Origin of the sequence: Bacillus sp. SDLI1 (assembly GCF_001553895.1) — a bacterium.
In the GTDB taxonomy this organism is placed as follows: domain Bacteria; phylum Bacillota; class Bacilli; order Bacillales; family Bacillaceae; genus Bacillus; species Bacillus siamensis.
In genome coordinates, this window is the sequence record NZ_CP013950.1 from 1321688 (window position 1) to 1345000 (window position 23313).

Below are 23313 nucleotides of genomic sequence, written 5' to 3' on the forward strand. Positions count from 1 at the left end.
TCGTCCTTTCTATATCCCTGATCCATCCGCAAACCGGAGATCTTCCGTTTTCTCAAATTCAGCAAGCACCTTCTGCCGGACGGCCTGAAAATCAGCTGACGTCCGATTGCGCGGATGCGGAAGCTGAATCGGCACCAGACTGTGCAGCCGGCCGGGCTTTGCCCTGAGAATTGCCAGCTTATCGCCTAAATAGACAGATTCGTCAATATCATGCGTAACCAGAATCATCGTCGTTTTTTTCTCGCGCCATATATCAAGCAGCACATCCTGCAAGTGTTTTCTCGTAAAAGCGTCAAGCGCTCCGAACGGTTCATCCAAAAGCAGCACCTCGGGCTCACGCAACAGGGCTCTGGCGATGGCGACCCGCTGCGACATGCCGCCGGATAATTCGCGCGGATAAGCGTCCTCTGCTCCCTGCAGCCTGACAACCTCAATCAGATCATCCACTTTTTGACGAACGGCCGGGTCGTTTATATTGAGATCGGCAGCGATGTTTTGTTTCACCGTCAGCCAGGGAAACAGCCGGTGCTCCTGAAAGATAAATCCCTGCCGGATGCCCGGTCCCGACACATGGCGGCCGTTTATTGCGACAGAGCCTTTATAATCGGTATCAAGCCCGGCAATCAATTTTAAAAGCGTGCTTTTTCCGCAGCCGCTCGGCCCGATGACAGTCAAAAATTCTCCTGATGCAATGGACAGTTCAATATCATTCAGCACCGCTGTTTTCCGTCCTTCATGCTCAAACGCTTTTTCTTGTATGCTGATGGTTACAGCCATCTGTCTTTTCCCCTCTCTTTTTGCCGCATGCGATCGAAAAACAAAAAGGCCCCCATCTCCGTTGCTTGTAGAGATGAGAGCCTTCGGCGGTCCGATCAGCTGCCCGTTTGTTTTTAAATTTGAATATCATGTTAATTCAAATTATTCCGACTTGTCAACTGTTTTTTATAAGAATTAAAAATGCGCCCTCCGGCATAAACCTGCCAAAGAGCGCATCAGCTGTATCACGTATTTATTTCCTTTTGCGGCTGGTCGATTTTCAGCAATGTCCGCGCATTGTTTCCGAAAATCTTCTCTATGTCTTCTTCCCGCATGTTGATTTCCCGGCAGGTCCGGACCTGCTCCTGAAGATATCTGTATACGTATCCTCTCGGAAATCCGTTCGAATCCGTCCCGAAGATGATTCGTTCAGCACCGATTAATTCGGATGTCTTCCGAAACAGAATTTCCAAATCAAGCGGGTACGGCATCCACCTCATCCACTGGTTTGATCCGGACGTGTCAATATACACATTCGGGCAGCTCCAGCACAGCTGCAGCAGTTCCTGATAATATCCGGCGCCGAAATGCGGAATAATGAATGGTATATCAGCATACTCTCTCGCGACGCGATAGATGGAGAGCGGATTGATGTTGCGGTGGCTGACAATGCCCCCCGCTCTCCCTAAAAGCCCGAAGTGGATTAATACAGGGAGCCTTTTGTCAGCTAAATACGTCCAAAGCTTTTTCAGCGCCGGATCATGAAACTCAATGTCTGTCAGCGGTCCGAATAGTTTATACCCTTTCAGACCGAGCTCTTCTACGGCTCTTTTCAGCTCTTCATATGCATCCTCCCGCTCCAAAGGATGATATGCAAATCCGGTAAACTTCGCAGGATTGGCTTGAATAAACGCCGCCATCCGGTCATTGCTCTCCGCTGTTAAAAAATTCAGTACGCCGATGCCGTACTTATCTAATTCATTCTCCCATTTTGTCATCAAAGGGATTTCCCCGTCATCAGCCTCTTGCGGATCAGGAAAATCCCAAGTCAGATTCATTCTTTCTGACCGCTCCCGATTATAATCGGAAAATGTCTTATCATTTTTGCCGAAATCAAGGCTGTACGGCAGATGACCGTGAATATCAACAGGTTTAAAATGCTGCCGGAAAAGCATACAATCGCCGCCTCCCTTACCGCCGACAATGAAAAAAAGCCCTTATCCCATAAAGAATAAGAGCCTCTTGTGTTCAAGTCAGCGGTTTCTATTTTTTCTCATCTTAAACCCATTATTCCCGTCAGTCAAGTAAGCTTTCAAACCCGAATTCTCTTTCCGATAATAAAAATAATTATTTTATAATCATTATAAAATAATATTGACTTTTTACTGATAGGTGATATTATGTTTTTATAAATCTAAAGAGGTGATCACATGAGTTCAAATAAATTGACAACCAGCTGGGGCGCTCCTGTCGGAGATAACCAAAACTCAATGACGGCCGGAGATCGCGGCCCTGCTTTAATACAAGACGTCCATCTGCTTGAGAAATTGGCGCACTTTAACAGAGAACGCGTTCCCGAGCGTGTCGTTCACGCAAAAGGCGCGGGCGCACACGGTTATTTTGAAGTCACAAATGACGTTACAAAATATACGAAAGCCGCATTTCTGTCAGAAGTCGGTAAACGCACACCGCTCTTTGTCCGTTTCTCAACCGTTGCAGGCGAACTGGGCTCTAGTGACACAGTGCGCGACCCGCGCGGATTTGCCGTTAAGTTTTATACAGAAGACGGAAACTACGACATCGTCGGAAACAATACACCCGTGTTTTTCATCCGCGATGCTATTAAGTTCCCTGACTTTATCCATACACAAAAAAGAGATCCGAGAACACATTTGAAAAACCCGACGGCCGTTTGGGATTTCTGGTCTCTTTCACCGGAATCACTGCATCAGGTAACCATTCTGATGTCAGACCGGGGCATTCCGGCAACCCTTCGCCATATGCACGGATTCGGAAGCCATACATTTAAATGGACAAATGATAAAGGCGAAGGTGTCTGGATTAAATATCACTTTAAAACAGAACAAGGCGTGAAAAACCTTGATGTCAATACAGCTGCAAAACTCGCGGGCGAAAATCCCGATTACCATACGGAAGATTTATTCAACGCGATTGAAAACGGCGATTTCCCCGCATGGAAATTATATGTTCAAATCATGCCGTTAGAAGACGCAAACACATACCGCTTTGATCCGTTTGACGTCACAAAAGTATGGTCTCAAAAAGACTATCCGCTCATTGAAGTCGGCCGCATGGTTCTGGACCGCAATCCGGAAAATTACTTTGCGGAAGTAGAACAGGCGACGTTCTCTCCCGGAACATTAGTCCCTGGCGTCGACGTCTCACCTGACAAAATGCTTCAAGGCCGGTTGTTCGCATACCATGACGCCCATCGCTACCGTGTCGGCGCGAACCACCAGGCGCTGCCGATCAACCGTTCCCGCAATGAAGTGAAAAACTATCAGCGTGACGGGCAAATGCGTTTTGATGATAATGGCGGCCGCTCCGTCTATTACGAGCCTAACAGCTTCGGAGGTCCGAAAGAGTCACCTGAAGATAAACAGGCGGCATATCCTGTATCAGGTTTGGCTGACAGTGTAAGCTATAATCATCATGATCATTACACACAAGCCGGCGATCTGTACCGCCTGATGAGCGAGGAAGAGCGCGCACGCCTTGTCGCCAATATCGTCGGTGCGATGAAACCTGTGGAAAAGGAAGAAATTAAGCTGCGCCAGATCGGCCACTTCTACAAAGCTGACCCTGAATACGGCAGACGCGTTGCCGAAGGGCTCGGACTGCCGTTACCAAAATAACATCAAAAAACCTGCCGGTCTGTCCGGCAGGTTTTTCCTGTGTATTATCAATAAAAAATGCTTTTTCTCAATTATACAAAATGGCATGCTGCAAAATGCTGAGACCCCTTCTCCGACAGCGGCGGACTTTTCTCAGCACATATCTTCTCGGCTGCCGGACATCTCATTCGGAATTTACAGCCTGAGGGCGGATCAGAGGGACTTGGAATATCACCCTTTAACATCACCCGCTCCCTTTTCACTCTTGGATCAGGAACGGGCACGGCTGATAACAGCGCTTTTGTATAAGGATGAAGCGGCCGTGAAAAAAGCTCTTCCTTTGACGCGTATTCGACAATCGTCCCTAAATACATAATCGCAACCTTTGTACATAAGTGCTCCACCACGCTTAAATCATGAGAAATGAACAAATATGAAAGCCCGTGCCGTTGCTGAAGGCTGCTGAACAAATTGATCATCTGCGCCTGAATGGAGACATCCAATGCCGCCACGGGTTCATCCATAATGATAAATTGCGGCTTAAGCGCCATCGCTCTTGCAATCACGATCCGCTGCCGCTGCCCTCCGGAAAACTCATGCGGATAACGGTCGATAAAGTTTGCGGAAAGACCGCAGGATTCAAGAACCTCCGCCGCTTTATCACGCGCGTTCCGCTTGACCGCCAATTGGTGCTCGATCATCGCTTCACCGATGGCTTCTCCGATCCGTCGCCTAGGATTTAAAGAGCTGAACGGATCTTGAAAAATGAGCTGCGCTTCCGATCTGAATGTTTTCAGCTCACGCCGGTTCATCCGGAACACATCTCGCCCCTGAAAAAATACCTCTCCCTCTGTTTTGTCATGAAGTCTTAAAATGGTTTTTCCGATTGATGACTTGCCGCTGCCCGATTCACCCGCTAAACCGAACACTTCTCCCTTTCCTATCGTAAAACTGACGCCGTCCACCGCTTTTACGGGATTGTTGCGGGCCTTTCTCATCCCCCCCTGCTCCTCATAATATTTTTTCAGCCCTTTGACCTCCAGCAACACATCACTCATCTGCTTTCTCCTCTCCGTAAAGCCAGCACGCCGCCTGATGCCCTTTCCCGAATTCAGTAAAATGCGGGCTCGACCTCCGGCATATTGCCGTGCTGTGTTCACACCGCTCCGCAAAATAACAAGACGATCCGGACAGGTCTGCAAGCGCGGGAACCTGGCCCGGGATGGTATAGAGCGTCTCTCTCCTTTGACCGATAACCGGTTTTGCCGCGAGCAGCCCTTTCGTATACGGATGCTTCGGATCGGAAAACAGCTCCGCAACCGGTCCTTCCTCCACAATTTTCCCCGCATACATGACAATCACATAATCAGCCATTTCGGCAACCACGCCAAGGTCATGGGTAATGAATAAAATAGACGTGTGAAATTGCTTTTTCACATCCCGCAATAAATCCAATATCTGCGCCTGAATGGTTACGTCAAGCGCCGTCGTCGGCTCATCGGCAATGATCAGTTTCGGATCGCAGCTGAGCGCGACAGCCGTCATAATGCGCTGCAGCATGCCGCCGCTCAGCTCATGAGGATATCGGTGCATCATCTGCTCGGCATGGGGGATCTCCACTAACGTGAGAAGTTCAACCGCCTTCCTCCATGCCTCTTTCTTACTCAGCAATAAATGCTCGCGAATCGGTTCCGTCAGCTGCTCACCGATTGTAAACACCGGATTTAAAGAGGTCATCGGCTCCTGAAAAATCATCCCGATTTCGCAGCCGCGGATTTTCTGCATTTCTTTTTGTTTCAGTTTCAACAGGTTTCTTCCTGAAAAATGCACCGCTCCCCGTTCGATTCTTCCCGCCTCGGGAATGAGCTGCATAATGGACAATGACGCCATGCTTTTCCCGCAGCCGGATTCCCCTACAATGCAAACCGTTTCCTCCTCATGAATCGTAAAGCTGACATCGTCCACGGCCTTTACCGCACCTTCCTCCGTATAAAAAACGGTTTCCAAGTGCCTCACTTCTAAAAGCGGTTTTGTCATTTCACTTTCACCTGCCGTTTTACCTTAGGATCAAAAGCGTCTCTTAAACCGTCTCCAAGCAGATGAATCGCCACAACGGTCAGAAAAATGGCCGTACCCGGCGGTATCCACAGCCACGGGCGGAGTGTAAAATCCATATAATGATTTGCCGCTTCCATCATGTTTCCCCAAGAAGGAGTCGGCGGAGCAACACCGAGTCCGAGAAAACTCAGCGCCGATTCACTCAGCATCGCCCCCGCCACATGCAAAGTCGCCGCTACCATGAGTAACGGCAATGTATTGGGAAGCAAATGATAGAGGATTTTCCGTTTATCACTGAGCCCCAAAACTTCCGCGGCCATCATAAACGGCTGCTCCTTCAGCGACAAAATCTGTCCGCGTACAAGCCGCGCCAAACCGGGCCATCCGATCAGGCTTAACATCATCATAATCAGGTACATCCTGTATTCAGAAGGCACTTTCCACTCCGACATCACCGCAGCCAAAATCAAAAGCAGCGGCAGACCCGGGATGGACATGAGCATATCAGCGATGCGCATAATGATCATATCAGCGGCTCCCCGATAAAATCCCGCCGCAACCCCAAGCAATGAACCAATGACAAGTGACAGCACCATCGAAGCAAGCCCCACGGTCAGAGAAATCTGCCCCGCCAGCATCAGCCTCGTCAGCACATCTCTCCCGTACTGGTCGGTGCCAAGCCAATGATGAACCCCCGGATGCTGATTGGCATTTGAAATATCCGTCCGATCCGTTATGTACGGAGAAAAAGACGGCCCGATAAAACACAATAAAAACATAAAACATAAGAATAGAAGACTGATGACCGTCAGCTTATGATGCAGCAGGCGGCGGTACGTCTGCTTCCAAAGAGAAGGCGGCGCCCCTTTTTGTTGTTTCACCCAAAACACCCCCTATTTCAGCCTGACTCGCGGATCAACCGCGGCATAAGCGATATCCGCCAAAAAATTCCCCACAATCGTTAAACAAGACAAAAACAAAGTAAACGCCATCAAAACCGGGTAGTCCCGATAATGCACAGATTCCAGCTGAATACGGCCGACACCCGGCCATCCGAAAATCTGTTCAATAATAATAGCCCCGGAAAACAGACCCGGCAGTTCAAAAGCAAGCAGGGTGATCGCCGGAAGGAGCGCATTTTTCAGCGCATGTTTCCAAATGACGGTGCGCTCTTTCAACCCCTTCGCTCTCGCTGTTCTGATATAATCCTGCCTGATCACATCAAGCATCCCGGAGCGGAAATATCTTGTCAGTGAGCCGATGCCGAGCATAGATAAAATCACGACCGGAAGAATCATATGTCTGGCAGCTTCAAGCACGTACGAAAAACCAGAACTCGTGCTTCCGGTATCAACCATCCCTCCGACGGGCAATATTTTCAAATCCACTCCAAACCATTTAATAAACAGAAGGCTGATAAAAAAAGACGGGAACGCCATGGAAGCAATCACAAAAAATGTTACGATCCCGTCAAACCATGAGTATTTCCTGACAGCGGATATGACACCCGTTATCATCGCGGCTGACCATGTGACAAGCAAAGCCAAAAACGCGACAAAAAACGAATTCCAGACATATTTCTGAAGCAGTGACAGGACGTTTTCCTGATACTTCAAAGAGAATCCCAAATCTCCGCTGAGCACATTGCCGAGCCACGTCACATAACGCTGCCAAATCGGCTGATCCAGGCCGTAAAGCGCTTTTAGCTCCTTCGCCCTCTCCGGGGTCAGGTTGACATTGGAATCAATGTAATCGCCCGGCAGCATCGCGAATAAGAAAAAAATAATAAAGGACGTACCGAATAAGATCACAAGCATTTGAATGAACCGTTCTGCGGCATACCGTTTCACAAAAAGCCTCTCCCTTCCGCTGAAAGGGCAAAATACCCTGGACACCGGGTATTTTGCGCCATTGTTCTACTGAATTGACACGTTTGAGAGACTCGAACTGATTCCCGAATAATTGTCAGGCTCAAGCCCTTTTATTTTTCCGCTGACCGCCCTTGCGCTCTGACGGTAATGAATCAGAATGTAAGGCGGGTTTTCCCCGAGCTCCCGGTACAGCTGGTGATAAATCTCTTTTCTTTTGCTGATATCAAGCGTGCCGGCTCCTTTCTCGATCAGCCGGTCCGCTTTCGGATTGGAATACCCCGTCACATTATTGGGATGGCCGGAAGCCAGCTTTTCCACCGTGCCATTCGGATCAAGAATCTGCGAGGTGGAAACGGCGGCAAGATCGTACTGTTTATCATTTATTTTCGCTACCTCTGTATTAAAATCCATCACTTCCGGTTTTAATGAGATTCCGATGTCCGCGTAATTTTCTTTCGCGATCGGGATGAAATCATCATCCGCTTTAGACGTGTAATAGCTGATTTCAAGCTTTTTGCCGTTTTTTTCACGCACGCCGTCTTTCCCCGTTTTCCAGCCTGCTTCATCAAGAAGCTTCTTGGCTTTTTCCGGATTAAACGTATACGGATTGACTCCTTTGTCATCATAAGCCCATGAAACCGGAGACACCGGCACATTAGCGACTTCTCCGTAATGTTTAAAGCGGACATCGACGATTTTTTGACGGTCCAGCCCGTAAATAAGCGCTTGGGACACTTTCTTATCTTGAAAAGGCGGACGCTTATGATTCACGTACACAAGCCCGTAATCATTCACGACCGAGACGCTTATATTCGCAAAACCGAGGCTTTTTAAATGCTCAACCGTATCATCATCAGGAGAAAATGAAGCGTAATCAAGATCACCCGTTTCAAACAGCTGAAGGGAAGTTGACGGATCAATAATTTTATAGATCAGCTTTTCTGTTTTCGGTTTTCCGGAATAATAGTGTTTATTTGCCTGATAGCGTATTTCCTGTCCCGGGAGGTATTCTGTAAATTGATAAGGCCCTGCTCCGAGCGGTTTGGCATAAAGCTCTTTTAAATAGTCCAGTTTGCCGAACCGATAGTTCTTTCCGTAGTAAGCTTCCGACAGCACCTGCCCGCCTAAAAGAAGCAGCGACTTCGCACTGACTTTCTCAGTCGTGATTTTAATGGTTCTGTCATCAAGGACGCGAATGCCCTCTATCGTCTTTGCTTTTCCTTCTTTATAAGCCTTGCCGCCTTTAATATAGGCCGTGGTGATATCTTCATAGCCTGCGTAAGCGGGATCATGCAGCAGTGTTAAAGTGAATGCGGCATCCTTTGCGGTGAGCGGCGAACCGTCACTGAAAACGAGATTTTTTCTTAAGCGGAACGTGTAGGTAAGCTGATCTTTGGAAATAGTCCAGCTTTCAGCAAGTGCCGGTGCGGGCTTACCCGTTTTATCCAGCTTGACTAACGGTTCAAAAATAGGATCTGTCGCATTTCCATCCCAGCCGTTTTCATAAAAGTACGGCAGAAACACTCCCCCCGGCGCGGAAATCCCCGCAACAAAAGTGTCCGTTCTGGCTTTCGATTTAACGGGAAGCGCCTCCGGATGAGAAGCTTTAAATTTCTTTGTTTTGACATGGGCGATACGCGTTTCCTGTTTTTTATCCGCCGCAGAAGACGGTTCTTCTCCGGCACTCCCTAACGCGCACCCTGATAACATGAATGATACCGACAGCGCGAGTATGATGCCCGTTGTTTTCATCCTCAAAGTGTTCCCCTTCATTTTGATCGAACCCCCGCATGCTTTTCATCTATCTTTATATAAATCTGCTCCATCTGTTCCTCATTTCTCATAATCTCCCGTTTGTTTTTCTCCACAAGCAGTTCGAAATTCAATGTGTGTTTTCTGTACTTTTTTCGCTTTTTACTTTTTTTGCGCACATGTGATGCCTTTTTTAACGCCACTTTTCATCCCTCCGCTTTTCATCCAATGGCTTTCACGCAAAAAAAGGCCCTTATCTGTTTACAAGATAAGAGCCTTCGGTGATCCGATCAGCCAACGTTTGGAAATATGTACTGACTATGTTAATTCATACAATCCCTACCTGTCAACTACAATTTAAAATATCGTTTCATTCCGGGGGTTTTCCTCATACACTCTCTTATTTTTCCGCATATGTTAGAAGAAATAACAGATCCCGATGAAAGAGAGTGAGAGTGTGGAAAAGACAACATTGACCGGGCGCATCGTCAGAAAAGATGACCCCGACTATAATGAAGCAAGAACCAATATCAATTTAAGCCTGCAAAGATATCCGGACATCATTGTGTTTTGCCAAAACAAACATGATGCCGTCAATGCACTGAGATGGGCGCGTGAGAATAACGTGCCTTTCCGCATCAGAGGCGGAAGACACAGCTACGAGAATTTTTCCCTGTTAAATGACGGGCTTGTCATTGATCTCAGTGAAATGAAGAAAATAAGAGTGAATAAAGATAAACGGCTGGTCTCGATTGAAGCGGGTGCCGATTTGGGAGAAGTGTACCGGACACTCTGGCGGTACGGCTTGACTCTTCCCGCGGGAACCATTGCAAATGTGGGAATCACGGGGCTGGCGCTCGGAGGAGGAATCGGATATTTAACAAGGGCTGCCGGCCTGACTTGCGATCGTCTCCTCCAACTCGAGATGATCACAGCAGACGAAAAAGCGGGTGCTGAATTGATAACAGTCAACCGCTCAAAGCATCCTGATTTATTTTGGGCGTCTCAGGGCGGAGGCGGCGGCAACTTCGGCATTGTCACATCCATGGTGTTTAAAGCCGTGCCGATCTCGTACGTGACTGTTTTTTCTGTCACTTGGGGCTGGGATGATTTCGAAGAGGTATTTAATACGTGGCAGCGCTGGGCTCCATTTACAGATAACCGCCTTACTTCATCCATTCAGTCTTGGCCTAAAGAAGTCAACCGCATAGAAGCGCTCGGCCAATTTATCGGAACAAAAAATGAGCTGAAAGAACTGCTGGCTCCGTTAATGAAAGCGGGAAACCCGACAAGCGGCATGGTCAAGACAGTTCCGTTTATCAGAGCGGCAGCCTTTTTTAACAGCCCGGGAGGCAATGAGCCGCAAAAGATGAAGCGGTCAGGATCCTTTATTGAAAAACCATTGTCAACGCGCGCAATTTCTGCTTTAAAATACTACTTGGAGCACGCTCCGAATAAAAACGCCAGTGTCTGGCAGCAATCTCTCGGCGGGGCGGCCGGACGGATCGCTCCGGATCAAACGGCATTCTACTATCGCGATGCAATCATTGCCCAGGAATATATAACAAACTGGACATCTCCTGAAGAGGAAAGACAAAACGTCCGCTGGATCGAAGAGCTGAGAACGTCTCTTTCAAGAGAAACGATGGGGGATTACGTGAATTGGCCTGATATAGACATCAGAAACTGGCTGCGGACATATTACGGAGGAAATGTTGACCGCCTCCGCCAAGTCAAAACGAAGTATGACCCGGAAAACGTATTCCGCTTTGAGCAGAGCATTCCGCCGTTTCGCCGGTCACCGTTTTTCTAAAAAAAGATGAAGATGGACACACTCCATCCTCATCTTTTCTTTTTTATTGATATAAATGGCTTCCCTTCTCGACAAACTCTTTTGCTTTTTCTTTTAATCCTTCATTGAGGGCATCGTCTTCAGTCAGACCGTTTTCTTTCGCATAATCGCGAATATCCTGAGAAATTCTCATGCTGCAGAACTTCGGGCCGCACATCGAACAGAAGTGAGCCGTTTTTGCGCCTTCAGCCGGCAGCGTTTCATCGTGATATTCCATTGCTCTTTCAGGATCAAGCGACAAATGAAATTGATCGCGCCACCGGAATTCAAACCGCGCCTTAGACAGAGCGTCATCCCGGATCTGAGCACCCGGATGCCCTTTGGCAAGGTCTGCCGCATGGGCCGCGATTTTATACGTAATGACTCCCTCTCTTACATCATCACGATTCGGCAGGCCCAAATGCTCCTTCGGCGTGACATAACAAAGCATCGCCGTCCCGTACCAGCCGATCATCGCCGCGCCGATCGCCGAAGTAATATGGTCATAGCCCGGAGCGATATCAGTCGTTAATGGGCCGAGTGTATAAAAAGGCGCCTCTTTACAAATTTCCAGCTGTTTGTCCATGTTCTCTTTAATTTTATGCATCGGCACATGACCCGGTCCTTCGATCATCACTTGCACATCGTGCTTCCACGCGATTTCCGTCAATTCTCCGAGAGTCTCCAATTCCGCAAACTGCGCTTCATCATTAGCATCCGCAATCGAGCCGGGACGCAGCCCATCTCCAAGAGAAAATGCAATATCATACGTCTTCATAATTTCACAGATTTCTTCAAAGTGCGTGTACAGAAAGCTTTCCTGATGGTGAGCCAGGCACCATTGCGCCATAATCGCCCCGCCGCGGGATACGATTCCCGTCGTGCGTTTGGCCGTTAACGGGACGTAACGAAGCAATACGCCGGCATGGATGGTGAAATAATCCACGCCCTGCTCCGCCTGCTCAATCAATGTGTCTCGATAAATGTCCCACGTTAAATCCTCAGCGATGCCGTTTACTTTTTCAAGCGCCTGATAAATCGGCACCGTCCCCACAGGTACGGGGCAATTGCGGATGATCCATTCACGTGTCGTATGAATATCTTTCCCAGTGGATAAGTCCATCATCGTATCGGCGCCCCAGCGAATCGCCCACGTCATTTTTTCAACTTCTTCTTCAATAGAAGATGTAACAGCTGAGTTGCCGATATTTGCATTGATTTTCACATGAAAATTCCTGCCGATAATCATCGGTTCACTTTCAGGATGATTAATATTTGACGGAATGATCGCCCGGCCGCTGGCTACCTCGTCTCTGACAAATTCGGGAGACACATGCTCGCGAATTGCGATAAACTCCATTTCCGGCGTAATGATGCCTTTTCTCGCATAATGCAATTGTGTCACATTTTTCCCTGCCTTGGCCCGCAGCGGTTTCCGCTGTAAACCGGGATATTCGGCGGCACGGCCCTCTTTTTTATAGCCGTTGTCCTCAGGTTTCACGGTCCGTCCGTTATATTCCTCCACATCGCCGCGCTTTGTAATCCACTTTGTGCGGAGCGGCTTCAGACCTTCATGAATTTGAATTTGTACATCCGGGTCTGTATACGGTCCGCTCGTATCATAAACACGGACCGGCGGGTTCTCCTCTTCCCCAAACGCCCCCGTTGTCGGACTAAGGCTGATTTCCCGCATCGGCACTCGTATGTCAGGCGAAGAACCCTTTACATAAACCTTTTTACTGCCTGAAAAACTCGACATAATAGAAATGTTCGCTTGCTGTACTGATTGATTTTGCATACAAATCTCTCCCTTATCCATTTGAATAACAGAACCAAGCTCAGCACCAGCACAAAAAAACCGGATTCATTGGAGAACCCGGTTTTGCAGTCAGAAAGAAACTATTATTGTTTTCCTCAACAATAATAAAACCTTTACTTCCCCACGCTGGTACGAACCAGATCAGGTCCAAAGGGTTAAGAAGCCGCCGCTTCTCTCTCAGCCCGCTCAGACGGGCACCCCCAGTAACTATTGATTTCGGACTCATCTTAACATAAAAACATTCGAAAAAAAAGAGGAATATAGAAAATATTCAGCAAATTCAACCCAAATATTTGACAGGCAATGGAGTTTCAATTATTCCATGTTTCCCCCTCATCACCCGATATGCCCTTGCAACTGGTCTTGAACTCACTGTTTGAAACAGCTGATCATTTATGAAATGAAGAGCCGCTCCATCGTCCGTCGCATAGCCGCCGCACAAGAATTCGTTAGATATCAGCTGGTGATACATCGGTCTCCGGTCCTTTTCGCCGTCATAATGAGGACAAAAGCTCCCTTGCAAAAAACCTAAACTTTTCATACTGGTCAGCGGCCCGGCTGAATCTGTCACTCCTTCTTCAAACCAGCAGATTGCACCCGCGCTTAATCCGGCTAACACCACACCGCTCTTCCATGCTTCTCTCAGAATAAGATCCAATCCCCACTCCTTCCACAACACAAGCATATTCCGCGTATTTCCCCCGCCGACATAAATTACGTCCTTTTCCATAAGAAAAGAAGTTAAATCTGTTGACGGCGGCTTAAACAACGATAAATGAGACGGCACACAATCAAGTGTTTGAAATGCACGATAAAACCGCTGCACATAGTTTTGAGAATCACCGCTCGCCGTCGGCAAAAAACAAATACGAGGCGACTTTCGCTCTGATTGCGTGATGACATATTGATCGAGGGATAAATTTTCCGGCTCCATCGAGAATCCGCCGCCGCCCATCGCAATAATCTGTTTCATCATCCCACTCCCCCCGAAAAATTTGTTATTCATTATAGCAGTTGTATACACGCAGAGATAAATATTTTCTTAACAGACCAGCATAAAAAAGTATACTGTCGCAATAACAGAAATCGCAAATCTCTGCCTTAGCACAGCGCTGCATGAACAATTAGATGCAGTTGTCCATCTTGATGGTGAACTGTCAGTACTCCTGTCGGAAAAAGGTTGGCTCCTGGATAAACAATTTCAAATTGATTCGCATTTATCTTGCAGAGAACTGAAACAAAGTCATACAAAAAAGACGATGTCTTGAGACACCGTCTCTTTATTTTATTGCTCCACTCTTCTTAAAGCCTCATTTACCGTTTCTTTTATAAACGCGTCTTCACCGCTTAATCGCTCTAAATTGAGATCGCCGTTTCTCAGCCTTTCAGAAATATTGTTTATATCCTCTCTACCGTGATTTGCAGCTCACCGGCTAAAAACATTCTGTGTAATTCATCAGCAATATTATTCTTAGTCTGCCCGAAGGCAGGAAAATAATAGAAAAAAGTATGAATCAAACGAATTCTTTTCCCTCTTTCTTACGTATGTCTGTTGAGAAAAAGGGGAAGATCTAACAGGTCATTTTTAAAAAAACTTTCGGCAAGAGGACTGCGAGGATGGCTGGAAGAGATGTATAATGACGGAGAACAGCTCGTACGTGTCCGCTTCAGCCAATCAAAGCTTGAAGATACAGAAGAGCTTGAAGAGGTGCTAGGAGAGATCCTAGACCAACACTGAATAAATTAGAAAAAGGAGCTCTCAAATAAGCTTGGCTCCTTTCTTAGATCAAATATAAAAACCCGTTTCTTATATGAAGAATTGTGTTTTTCAATATACCGGTGGACCGTATTCTACGTTATACACACATTGATGAAAAGCAGCTTCGTATTGTTGTCAATACGTTCTCTAAATCATGTTACGTTTTTGGTTTATAATAACTCACTTTGTATAAATTCACCACAATAGTGTTCGTTCATAAGTAATAAAATACAGATTATAAAAATGAGTCTAACCATCTTCCTGAATATTTGTCCAATAGTTGGTCTGACCAACGAGTTCATTTCAATGACTGTAAATCATTTTAGCACTTCTTCACTTCTTTTCACCTTAAAGATCTTACTCTGCGGAATATTGGGATTGTGATGAACAACATATGCTTTAGAAAAACGATATAGATACTCTGCTTCATGAGACTTAGGAGTTAAGATTATCATTTTCCGCTTTAATTCCTGTTCATATAACTCAAACACTTTATCTTTACGTCCTTCATCGAGTGCACTATCAAACTCATCGAGTACGATATAGCCTGGTGTTGCTTGAATTGTTTGTAATAATGCCAAAGCAAATAGTAAGGAACTAAGAGACTCTTCCCCACCAGATACCCCTTTTCCTACTTTGCCGCCTCTTGCTTTAACACTTACATCCTCTAATTTTCCTCGATGTCCTTCTTTACGTGCTTTAATATATAAAGCATAGTGGATTTGATGACGTCGGTCTGTTCTCATATCCCAATCTATCTCCCCTTGAAAGCCAAACAGAGACATATAATGGACAAACTTTTGATTAACACCAATAACTTTACTATTAATTGTGCTTTCTAAGTCTTCTTTTAGACGTTCCATACGCTCTGTATATTCCTCTAACAATAGTTTGGATGTCTTCACTTCTGTTGCAGAACGATCATACTCTTCTTTCATTTTTTGATAATTTTCTGGAGCAGCTTCATCAATCCCTGTTTCATTTGCTGCATGAGAGTATTTAATTTTCCCACTTTCTCGCATGTCTTCTGCCTCAGATTTAGTTACATTAGGTAGTTCTGTAAGCTCTAATGCAAAATCTTTTAATTCCTGTTTTACAGAATCTAATAACCTTTGGATGTCATGTTTGATTGTTGAATAGTTCTCTTCATTTGTTAAATATTCTTCAGACCGATGTTTGATTTGCCTTTCTATTGACTCAATTTCTCGGTCTTTGTATAGGAGGCTTTCTTTCAAATCTTCTATGTCCCGATTTAATTTCTTTTCTTCACGTCGCTTCTTATCTAAAAGAGAACCAAGTTGTTCTAACTGTGCATTTTTATTCTTCTTCTCTTCTTCTAACTCAATTAAGTATTGCTTCAATTGGCGTACTTCTGTTATTTTTCCCTTCTCTTTTTCATACTGAATAAAAATTTCCTGATAGTTTTTAAAGGTTTCTACCTTTTGCTTCCAGTCAGCACGCTCTTCATTGAGCCTATTCCACTCTCCCTGAATCTCATCCCTATTTTCTTCGAGTTCAAGTTTTTCATTACTTAGATTGTAATGCTTACTCTTTCGCCATTCTCGTTCATTTTCTTTTATCAAAAAGGCTTCCGCATCTTTTAAAGATTCACGTCTTCGAAATAGCGTACTATTTCTACGTGTTAATTCATCTATTTCATTGGATAGAATGCTAATGTCATTGCCAACCCTATCAAGCTCATCTTCTACTTGTAGTTGATATTTTTTTAAAACTTTTTCACTTAGAATAATCCGCTTTTCCTCTTGAGGACCTCTTATCCCTCTCGCATCGAGAAGCACACCATTTTGAATCTGTGGTTTTTCATTTTCAAAAAAGCTCTTAACCCACCACAGTGCTTTTACCGCAAGCGGATAAAGATTATTTCTTAATTTTTCTTTTATCTGCAAATGTTTACCCGGAAGTTGTGTAATTGTTTTTTCCGGAACAATATTTGGCAATGGGACATGGTATAAATCATTTGGCGCATGAAAATCCTTTTGGTTCACAAACAACGTATACTTTATCGTATCAAACAAATCTTCATCATTCGGCTTAGCTGTTTCATCTAATTCAACAAGCTCCCGCAAAGGATAGACTTCTATATTTCGCTTTTTGAAGTATTGGATAGACACTTCCTGACGAGAACTGTAAACGCGATTCATTCTAAGATTTTCTAGTTCTTTTTCTAAATTGTCTTTTTTAATTATAAGTTTCCCTTTTTCATTTTTTGCATTTTCTAGTCATTGCTCATTGAACTCCATCTCTTCCTGCACAGCTTGACTACTTTTATATGCATCAATAAGTTTACGCACGTCTTGTTCCCTAGCACTGTCTTGGTCAATCTTCACTTTTAGTTCAGCAATTTGCGGGGTTAGGTCATCTAATTTTTGTTTATTTCTTTTCAACAACTGTTGCTTTTCTTCCATTGAAGCATCAATAGAAACATACTTTTCCTCCGCATTAACCAAAGCTTCATTTACTTCTTCTTCAGTCATGCCTATTCGTTCTACTCTCTTCGTAATTTCCTCGATTTCGTTTGAGATAGCCTCCACCTTATCTGTATGTCTGGTTATCTCTTTCTGTAAATGATTTAGCTCATCGGCTAGCCCGATTTCACGGGACTCCATTTGAGTGATTGCTGACTGAAACTTTTCATGCTCTTCTCTCTGGTCTGCTTGTAAAATTAAATCTTGCTGCTTGTCTGTAATTTTCTCCTCTTTGTCTGCTTTTAGTGTCTCTATTTGATCTTTTAAAGTATTCATTTGATTAAGATGATGTTTTTCCAACCATTTAAGAGCTGAAAGATACTGCTTGAATCCGTCTTCTAACCGCTCATTTCGATTATAATACCTGTCTAATTCCGTTTTCTTTTGAGTTAACTGGAGTTTGTTAAGACCTTGTTTACCCTCTGCTTCCTGCAAGGTCTGCTCCGTTTCTTTTACAAGTTCTTTGCTTTCTTCCCAGTTTTTCTGGATTCTATCAATACCATTCATTTCACTGAAAATACGGAAGCGTTCTTCTGGATGCATCACTGCAAATTGGTTTACCTCTTTTTGATACCAAATCAAATAAAATTCATCCGGATCAACAGCATATTTATAGAGAATCTGGTTTTTATATTCAGTAAAGTTAAAGTTCCGATCTCCAGAAGAATATTTCGTTTCCCGTTCCCACTTGTCAATGATTTCCCCCTCTTGAATATAAAATTCTCTTTTTATCGGATCACCCGGTTTCTGTTCAATGTCTAATCGAAACTGCACAAACTGTGGCGCATCAACCTTGATTTGCCCATCATTTTTAAACAGCAATTCAACCTTTGCTCGCCACGTTTGGTCTGTTGGAAGGTTGTTTGACTTTAACCCTTCAAGATCAACTTTACTTGAATAAAGAACGCCACCCATACAAAACGTAACCGTTGATTTTCCAGCACCATTTGGTCCAGATATTAAAATATGGTGATCTTTATCAGAGAAATCCATAACTGTCGGCGTATAATCCCGTATTCCTGAAAATTTAAGTCTCCATGGAATCATTACTTGTGCCTCCATTCATGTTGTAGCGTTTAAAGAACCGCAAGATATCATCCATGTGCAACTGATTCGATTGACTAAACTCGGTGTATCTTCGTAAAAAGGAATTCGAAAACAAATGAGCACCGATAGATGTAAGTTGATAGGCTTCTTCCTCTGAGCTCGTATCATATACTTCAATTGCCCCAATCTTTTTCAGCGGATCCAAGTTAGCTTGAATTTTTCGTGTTACCTGCAATGATTCGTGACCAAAACTATTAATCAATTGGGAAAAGAGTGTATATTCATTCTGTAGTACTTCCTGGTGATAAAAAATAAACATGAGAATAGCTAGACTTTGTTTATTTAATAGTGTTTTTGCTTGTTTTGCGGGCACGCGCATGAGGACTACCACTTGATTTCTCCGCTCATCATAAATCACTTTCATATAACGACTAACAGCTTGGTTTACTCGCTTGAGAAAAGAAAAAAATGCTTGATCATCATCTGTAATACCAATTATTTTTTCTACTTCCTTACGTGAAAGTCCAAAATTCCCACTTCGAATTGTAGCAGACGATGAGAATAGGATTTGCATAAATGCAAGCTCTTCCTCTGTAGTTAAAAATCCTTTTATCGATTGTAGGGTTGCTAACGGATTAACGTTCGTGATTTCTTCCTCGTTTTCTAATTCCATATGTTCCTTGTTCATCCTCACTCCACCTCCAATCACGTTGATCTTTGTTATCAAGCAGTTTCTTTTTCGCATATTCATCAATGTCAGCTTTTTTATTAGCCACTAGTGCTGAAACACCAATTAATCCGTTGAGTACGTCACTCCATTTGGATGATCCAGACCGAATAATTAGTTCGTCAAGGCCCGCTTCTTCTACTTCCTCCAGATATGCTTCAATCCGCTCTGTGTGTATCATTTGTTTCGTCATTTGCCATTTCGAATCACCCATTATTTCATCCAACTGATTTTCCATTATTTCTTCTGTGCCTGTAAATTCTTCTTCCACTGTTTCCTCTATCTCTTCTGTAATAGGTTCATAATTTTCGATATAGTTAATTCCCTCATCAATGGCCCTCGGTGATAGCGGGCTAGCAAATTTCACTGGCGCCCATAGACCATCTATATTTTCGTCCTCGTATTGTCCTTGTTCCATGAAGCTTAGTATTTGATGTGCATTCGGTATTTCTGAACCAAGAGGCGGATCAAACGATTTTACGATGAACGTGCGAAACTCTTCTGGCTTGATTCTATGGTTAAAATCCGTTTCTTGTAGGTGGGCGAACTTTAGAATTTTATTAATTGTCCCAAGGCTAATTTTTGTCCCATCACTAATCGCAGCCGTACCTCGTTGTTTTATATCGGAAAACACAAGCTCTTGATCTACTGTTTCAAATTTCTCCATTCGTTCTGCCATCTTACCTTCTAGCTCTGTCATCAGATGATGAATCACTTCTACTTGTGTTAATGCATTTCGGTCTGCTAAATACTCAAGCTCCCTCTCATAGAGAAGCAATACAGCTTCTTCCACGTTTTTAATCATACTAGCAAGCTTATTCCCGCCAGAAATCCCTTTATCATCATATGCTTCACTTAGTTCTGCATCTCTTTTTGCTTGAAAGAGAGACCTTGCCACATCATCATTAAGATAATAAGCAAGAGAATCATTAGCTAAACGAATTAGTACATCCATCATTCGTTTTCCTACATCACGCATTTTAATTCGTTTTGCTGTTTTTGCTACCCAATTGAATTTTCCCAAAACGAACACAAGATGTTTCATGTAACCCTGCGTAATTGCTTCATCATAGCCATATACATTGCGATAGCGATAAAATAACGTTTCCTCGCTTTCAATTGGTTCTGCGATACCGAGTGCTTCTAGATTAATAATATTTAACACTCGGAGGAAACGAAGTACGTGGATTGGTGACTGAAAATATTCCTTATCACTTAATTCCGTTAATACACCCGAAAGTTGGGCAATATCACGCATCGATTGTAGTAGCTCAGGTTTATCATCTGTAACAGCAAAGATCGAAATTAATGATTGATCCACTTTTTCCACAGCTCTACTCCTCCAATTTCTTGTTCCTGCTCTTCTTTCCTCATTTGTATGGATTGTTGATATTTATTTGCAAAAGTTTCCCATTCAGTCACCACGGTTAATGGTGGCACTATCCATTTTGTTAGGACATGTTCATCTTGTGTTAACTTATATAATTTCTCGGCAATCTGATAACCTGCTTCATCAACGTCGGTCCAAATAATAACTTGACTGACACACGTTACTACTTGCGAAATTAGTAGTCTATGTGCAGACCTAACTTGTCCATCCACACCTAATACAAAGCTTTTCGTACCTCTTAAAAATTCTTCCTCGTAGGCCATACGTGTTAACACACCTCTATTTTCAACCAGCCACAACACGTCTGCTTTCGTATTAAACGTCTCCGAAAAAACAGCTAGATCTGTCGTTGCATGGACAGTACCATAACTATAATCCACGTAGTCCCCTTGCATTGGCCCAGTAAAAAACAATGGTGTAATTGTCCCCATACTTGCCAGACCTAACAATTGAATTGGACGCTGAAGAAGGTTTTCTGTTTCTTCAATAAATTCCTTTTTATAAGCATCAAACTGCTTTGATCCACCTATTATCCGATAGTAGGTGGCACCTATTTGCTTCCAATCAAAATGTTTTTCCGTACATGACAGTTGGTATAAAGCAATCAAAAAATGTAGGAATACTACTTGTTTCCTTAAACGCCAAGATGGATGAATACTCTTAATTAATTTTGCCTCCCCAGCTAAAACCCTATCTGTCTCACTTGCAATTTCATCTAAGTGCTTTGCTAATAGGGAAACAACATCTGCGCGCTGGTCTTGTTCAAAACCTGGCACATTGCTACGCCTGGCAACTTCCCACTGCTTATTCCAATCACTTATCCAGTTTCTACTCTCCTTTTCTGATTCTAGTTCTGCCTTTAAGCTCAGTTGATAAAGTATAAAGCCCATTCGGTATCGTTCTGTTTTTACTGTTCTCTCATCTTTTTCTAAACGAATTTCACGAATTATCCACCCAAAACGAATCCATTCATAGGTTTCATCAGAAAGATCAACCTGCTTTTTCGTATTCGGACTTTTAAAACTGTTGGTTAGTTTTGTTGGAATTTTATCTATTCCCTGTAAGTCCGTATTAATCCCAACCATTAGCCTTGCAACAATCCTTCTTGTTCTCGCCGTTCGCTTAATTACTGATATATGAATAATGCCATTCTCTTCCGATGCATCCCTAACATGTAAACTCTCATTTTTTAATACAATATGGTATTGCAAATAATCTTGTAACTCCACAGAAACCAAGGTACAAACCTCCTCTATTATTCCTTTATTTTACCATGGGTCTAGGTGGTAGTACGATGGGATAGCAAGGAATATTAAGAATTCACTTAATAGTAAGTCGTAACCTTTATTTGAACGAATATCTTTCATCTCATCCATTTCTTCACTCCATTATTTTATCCATCGATGCAAACACATTTATGCAAATAAAAATTTTCAATAACAAAAAGAGACAGGGAATTACTTCCTGTCTTTTTCGGTAATAGTATTTAATAAATTGTGTACTTAGATTTTATACCAGTGGCCGGGGTCGAATAAACCCCTCGAACCATTGATATATAAAGGTTTTCTTTTACCCTTGCAAAATTTGTGTAAAAATATTTTAAGTGTTTTTGTTTGTGTAATTCCGATAATCATGAACATTAAAAAACAAGGGGTTTATTGTACAAGATCGCGCGTATTCTCGGCGATGTTCAAGCAACCAAAAACGGCACACTCGGAAAAAGGATGGCCCGTCGTGCTGCAGGCAAGGCAACAAATAAGCTATTGAGAAATTTATTCAAGTAGGAAAGATTTATCTTCATATGTGATATTCTTGCTTCATAAGCATAAAGCGGGAAATATTACAAATGAAGAAATATTGTATTTTATTATTGTCTGCATTCATTTGTTTAGCTTTATCTGCATGTGATAGTAACAATTCTAAAACTCTTACCACAGAGAACACGGAAATTTCTGCTGAAAAGTCCACTGATACAACCAACTCAAAAGAAGAAAGAAAGACATTGAATACTGTAGGAGATAGTGTAGAAGATCCCAATGTGGGTACAGTCACTTTAGAATCATCTAAAGATCTGAACCAAGTTTTAAAAGTTGGAGATTTAAGTGTTTATCTTACAGGTGTAAAAGTTCTTACTGTGAGTAATATGGCTGATCAATACCATAGCGACCTTCAAAACTCATTAAAAGAAGATTTAAGTACCTTCACCTATGCCCAGATTACATATTCATTAAAAAATAATTCTGATGATCAATTAGATTGGTCAGGATTTGAATATGCCGTTGTTAACGGTGTTCAAAAAGATTTAGGATACAATCGTATGATGCGTTTTCCTAACCCCGAAAATATTGAGATTCTTGGGGATTCTTCTCAAGAAAACAGCTTTGTAACTGTACCAGTAACCACGCCTACAAAGAAAGTGCGTCTGAAAACAGCTGGCTGTTTAAAGGTGTTTTGATCCCTGTCTCAAAAACAGGGGTCAGTCCCAGAGATGAAAATGAGACAGTAAACATTTTTGAGGAAATGGCCGCCAATGAGGTTCCTGTGAAAATTTGTGCAAAAAGATTTAAAAACATATCGTTTTGTGTCTTGTTCTTCAAAAACGCAAAACGCCCCTGAACATTGGTAGACCAACATTCAGGGGCGTTTTGAAATTTCTTATCGGCTCTTATAAAGAGCAAGTAATACCGGTGGCCGGGGTCGAACCGGCACTCCAGAAGGAACACGATTTTGAGTCGTGCGCGTCTGCCAATTCCGCCACACCGGCATGTAATACGTCGTGTTCAACTGACGTATATAAATATAACATGCATTTTATAAAGTGTCAACGGTTTTAGTAAAGTTTTTTTATGGTAATGCAGTATACACAATAAAAGCAAGAAATTTATATTCATAGTCTTGACGCTTTTATTATATAAAAAAAGTGATCTGCAATATGCAAATCACTCTCATATATGTTTTGTAA

General features: G+C 43.4%; 18 protein-coding genes, 1 tRNA gene, 2 pseudogenes and 1 riboswitch. Of the genes and pseudogenes, 4 read left to right on the forward strand and 17 right to left on the reverse strand.

Annotation, left to right across the window (positions count from 1 at the left end):
* Positions 1-9: 9 nt before the first annotated feature.
* Together AUL54_RS06055 and AUL54_RS06060 are read right to left on the reverse strand one after the other, a co-directional pair.
* Positions 10-777 (reverse strand): ABC transporter ATP-binding protein, encoded by a 768-nt coding sequence (locus tag AUL54_RS06055; RefSeq protein WP_060963233.1) that lies wholly within the window; start codon positions 775-777, stop codon positions 10-12.
* 224 nt (positions 778-1001) lie between these two features.
* The gene (locus AUL54_RS06060; protein ID WP_060963234.1) at positions 1002-1931 is read right to left on the reverse strand and encodes an amidohydrolase family protein; all 930 of its coding nucleotides are present in this window, start codon (positions 1929-1931) and stop codon (positions 1002-1004) included.
* 255 nt (positions 1932-2186) lie between these two features.
* Between AUL54_RS06060 and katA the strand changes: the two genes are divergently transcribed.
* Positions 2187-3632: a catalase KatA gene (gene katA, locus AUL54_RS06065; RefSeq protein ID WP_060963235.1), complete on the forward strand. Its 1446-nt coding sequence runs from the start codon at positions 2187-2189 to the stop codon at positions 3630-3632.
* Between the two features lie 71 nt (positions 3633-3703).
* Here the strand turns inward: katA and AUL54_RS06070 are convergent, their stop codons facing one another.
* The 6 genes from AUL54_RS06070 to AUL54_RS06095 form a co-directional block, all read right to left on the reverse strand.
* Complete coding sequence (locus AUL54_RS06070) at positions 3704-4669, reverse strand: ABC transporter ATP-binding protein (RefSeq protein ID WP_060963236.1); 966 nt, start codon at positions 4667-4669, stop codon at positions 3704-3706.
* Positions 4662-5648: an ABC transporter ATP-binding protein gene (locus AUL54_RS06075; RefSeq protein WP_060963237.1), complete on the reverse strand. Its 987-nt coding sequence runs from the start codon at positions 5646-5648 to the stop codon at positions 4662-4664. Before AUL54_RS06075 ends, AUL54_RS06070 begins: the two co-directional genes overlap by 8 nt.
* Entirely contained in the window at positions 5645-6550 is a 906-nt protein-coding gene (gene opp4C / locus AUL54_RS06080) for an oligopeptide ABC transporter permease (RefSeq protein ID WP_060963238.1), read from the reverse strand. Before opp4C ends, AUL54_RS06075 begins: the two co-directional genes overlap by 4 nt.
* Positions 6551-6562: 12 nt before the next feature.
* Positions 6563-7486, reverse strand: coding sequence for an ABC transporter permease (locus AUL54_RS06085; protein ID WP_235588411.1), 924 nt, complete (start codon positions 7484-7486; stop codon positions 6563-6565).
* Between the two features lie 99 nt (positions 7487-7585).
* Positions 7586-9313: an ABC transporter substrate-binding protein gene (locus AUL54_RS06090; protein WP_060963240.1), complete on the reverse strand. Its 1728-nt coding sequence runs from the start codon at positions 9311-9313 to the stop codon at positions 7586-7588.
* On the reverse strand, positions 9310-9495 hold the full coding sequence (locus AUL54_RS06095; protein ID WP_060963241.1) for an FbpB family small basic protein: 186 nt from the start codon (positions 9493-9495) through the stop codon (positions 9310-9312). The genes AUL54_RS06090 and AUL54_RS06095 overlap by 4 nt, the downstream gene beginning before the upstream one ends.
* A gap of 254 nt (positions 9496-9749) precedes the next feature.
* Here AUL54_RS06095 and AUL54_RS06100 point away from each other — a divergent pair, with 254 nt between their 5' ends.
* Positions 9750-11105 (forward strand): FAD-binding oxidoreductase, encoded by a 1356-nt coding sequence (locus AUL54_RS06100; RefSeq protein WP_060963242.1) that lies wholly within the window; start codon positions 9750-9752, stop codon positions 11103-11105.
* 43 nt (positions 11106-11148) lie between these two features.
* Here the strand turns inward: AUL54_RS06100 and thiC are convergent, their stop codons facing one another.
* The 3 genes and pseudogenes from thiC to AUL54_RS21130 form a co-directional block, all read right to left on the reverse strand.
* Positions 11149-12921 carry a phosphomethylpyrimidine synthase ThiC gene (gene thiC, locus AUL54_RS06105; protein WP_060963243.1) on the reverse strand — a complete coding sequence of 591 codons (1773 nt, stop codon included), beginning with the start codon at positions 12919-12921 and terminating at the stop codon, positions 11149-11151.
* Between the two features lie 122 nt (positions 12922-13043).
* Positions 13044-13154, reverse strand: a riboswitch (TPP riboswitch).
* A gap of 68 nt (positions 13155-13222) precedes the next feature.
* Entirely contained in the window at positions 13223-13915 is a 693-nt protein-coding gene (locus tag AUL54_RS06110; RefSeq protein WP_060965064.1) for a Type 1 glutamine amidotransferase-like domain-containing protein, read from the reverse strand.
* Between the two features lie 312 nt (positions 13916-14227).
* Positions 14228-14385, reverse strand: a pseudogene (locus AUL54_RS21130) (hypothetical protein).
* A gap of 157 nt (positions 14386-14542) precedes the next feature.
* Between AUL54_RS21130 and AUL54_RS20565 the strand changes: the two are divergent.
* Positions 14543-14680, forward strand: a pseudogene (locus tag AUL54_RS20565) (sporulation protein); the annotation flags it as partial.
* A gap of 338 nt (positions 14681-15018) precedes the next feature.
* Here the strand turns inward: AUL54_RS20565 and AUL54_RS21640 are convergent.
* The 5 genes from AUL54_RS21640 to AUL54_RS06130 form a co-directional block, all read right to left on the reverse strand.
* Entirely contained in the window at positions 15019-16863 is a 1845-nt protein-coding gene (locus tag AUL54_RS21640) for a coiled-coil domain-containing protein (RefSeq protein ID WP_235588403.1), read from the reverse strand.
* 78 nt (positions 16864-16941) lie between these two features.
* Positions 16942-18234, reverse strand: coding sequence for a coiled-coil domain-containing protein (locus AUL54_RS21645; protein ID WP_235588404.1), 1293 nt, complete (start codon positions 18232-18234; stop codon positions 16942-16944).
* Positions 18215-18922, reverse strand: coding sequence for a hypothetical protein (locus AUL54_RS06120; RefSeq protein ID WP_060963244.1), 708 nt, complete (start codon positions 18920-18922; stop codon positions 18215-18217). The genes AUL54_RS21645 and AUL54_RS06120 overlap by 20 nt, the downstream gene beginning before the upstream one ends.
* Positions 18870-20291 carry a hypothetical protein gene (locus AUL54_RS06125; RefSeq protein WP_060963245.1) on the reverse strand — a complete coding sequence of 474 codons (1422 nt, stop codon included), beginning with the start codon at positions 20289-20291 and terminating at the stop codon, positions 18870-18872. The genes AUL54_RS06120 and AUL54_RS06125 overlap by 53 nt, the downstream gene beginning before the upstream one ends.
* Positions 20267-21580 carry a toprim domain-containing protein gene (locus tag AUL54_RS06130; RefSeq protein ID WP_235588412.1) on the reverse strand — a complete coding sequence of 438 codons (1314 nt, stop codon included), beginning with the start codon at positions 21578-21580 and terminating at the stop codon, positions 20267-20269. The genes AUL54_RS06125 and AUL54_RS06130 overlap by 25 nt, the downstream gene beginning before the upstream one ends.
* Positions 21581-22197: 617 nt before the next feature.
* Between AUL54_RS06130 and AUL54_RS06135 the strand changes: the two genes are divergently transcribed.
* The gene (locus AUL54_RS06135; protein ID WP_060963247.1) at positions 22198-22806 is read left to right on the forward strand and encodes a hypothetical protein; all 609 of its coding nucleotides are present in this window, start codon (positions 22198-22200) and stop codon (positions 22804-22806) included.
* 227 nt (positions 22807-23033) lie between these two features.
* Here AUL54_RS06135 and AUL54_RS06140 read toward each other — a convergent pair.
* A tRNA-Leu gene (locus AUL54_RS06140) sits at positions 23034-23115 on the reverse strand.
* Positions 23116-23313 lie beyond the last annotated feature (198 nt).

What these genes read in the sequence shown, in the direction of transcription:
- AUL54_RS06120 (WP_060963244.1), bottom strand. Translation starts at nt 18,922, where the DNA reads ATGAACAAGGAACATATGGAATTAGAAAACGAGGAAGAAATCACGAAC.
- AUL54_RS21640 (WP_235588403.1), bottom strand. Translation starts at nt 16,863, where the DNA reads ATGAATCGCGTTTACAGTTCTCGTCAGGAAGTGTCTATCCAATACTTC.
- AUL54_RS06060 (WP_060963234.1), bottom strand. Translation starts at nt 1,931, where the DNA reads ATGCTTTTCCGGCAGCATTTTAAACCTGTTGATATTCACGGTCATCTG.
- AUL54_RS06135 (WP_060963247.1), top strand. Translation starts at nt 22,198, where the DNA reads ATGAAGAAATATTGTATTTTATTATTGTCTGCATTCATTTGTTTAGCT.
- AUL54_RS06070 (WP_060963236.1), bottom strand. Translation starts at nt 4,669, where the DNA reads ATGAGTGATGTGTTGCTGGAGGTCAAAGGGCTGAAAAAATATTATGAG.
- AUL54_RS06090 (WP_060963240.1), bottom strand. Translation starts at nt 9,313, where the DNA reads ATGAAGGGGAACACTTTGAGGATGAAAACAACGGGCATCATACTCGCG.
- thiC (WP_060963243.1), bottom strand. Translation starts at nt 12,921, where the DNA reads ATGCAAAATCAATCAGTACAGCAAGCGAACATTTCTATTATGTCGAGT.
- katA (WP_060963235.1), top strand. Translation starts at nt 2,187, where the DNA reads ATGAGTTCAAATAAATTGACAACCAGCTGGGGCGCTCCTGTCGGAGAT.
- AUL54_RS06055 (WP_060963233.1), bottom strand. Translation starts at nt 777, where the DNA reads ATGGCTGTAACCATCAGCATACAAGAAAAAGCGTTTGAGCATGAAGGA.
- AUL54_RS06085 (WP_235588411.1), bottom strand. Translation starts at nt 7,486, where the DNA reads ATGCTTGTGATCTTATTCGGTACGTCCTTTATTATTTTTTTCTTATTC.
- AUL54_RS06110 (WP_060965064.1), bottom strand. Translation starts at nt 13,915, where the DNA reads ATGAAACAGATTATTGCGATGGGCGGCGGCGGATTCTCGATGGAGCCG.
- AUL54_RS21645 (WP_235588404.1), bottom strand. Translation starts at nt 18,234, where the DNA reads ATGATTCCATGGAGACTTAAATTTTCAGGAATACGGGATTATACGCCG.
- AUL54_RS06075 (WP_060963237.1), bottom strand. Translation starts at nt 5,648, where the DNA reads ATGACAAAACCGCTTTTAGAAGTGAGGCACTTGGAAACCGTTTTTTAT.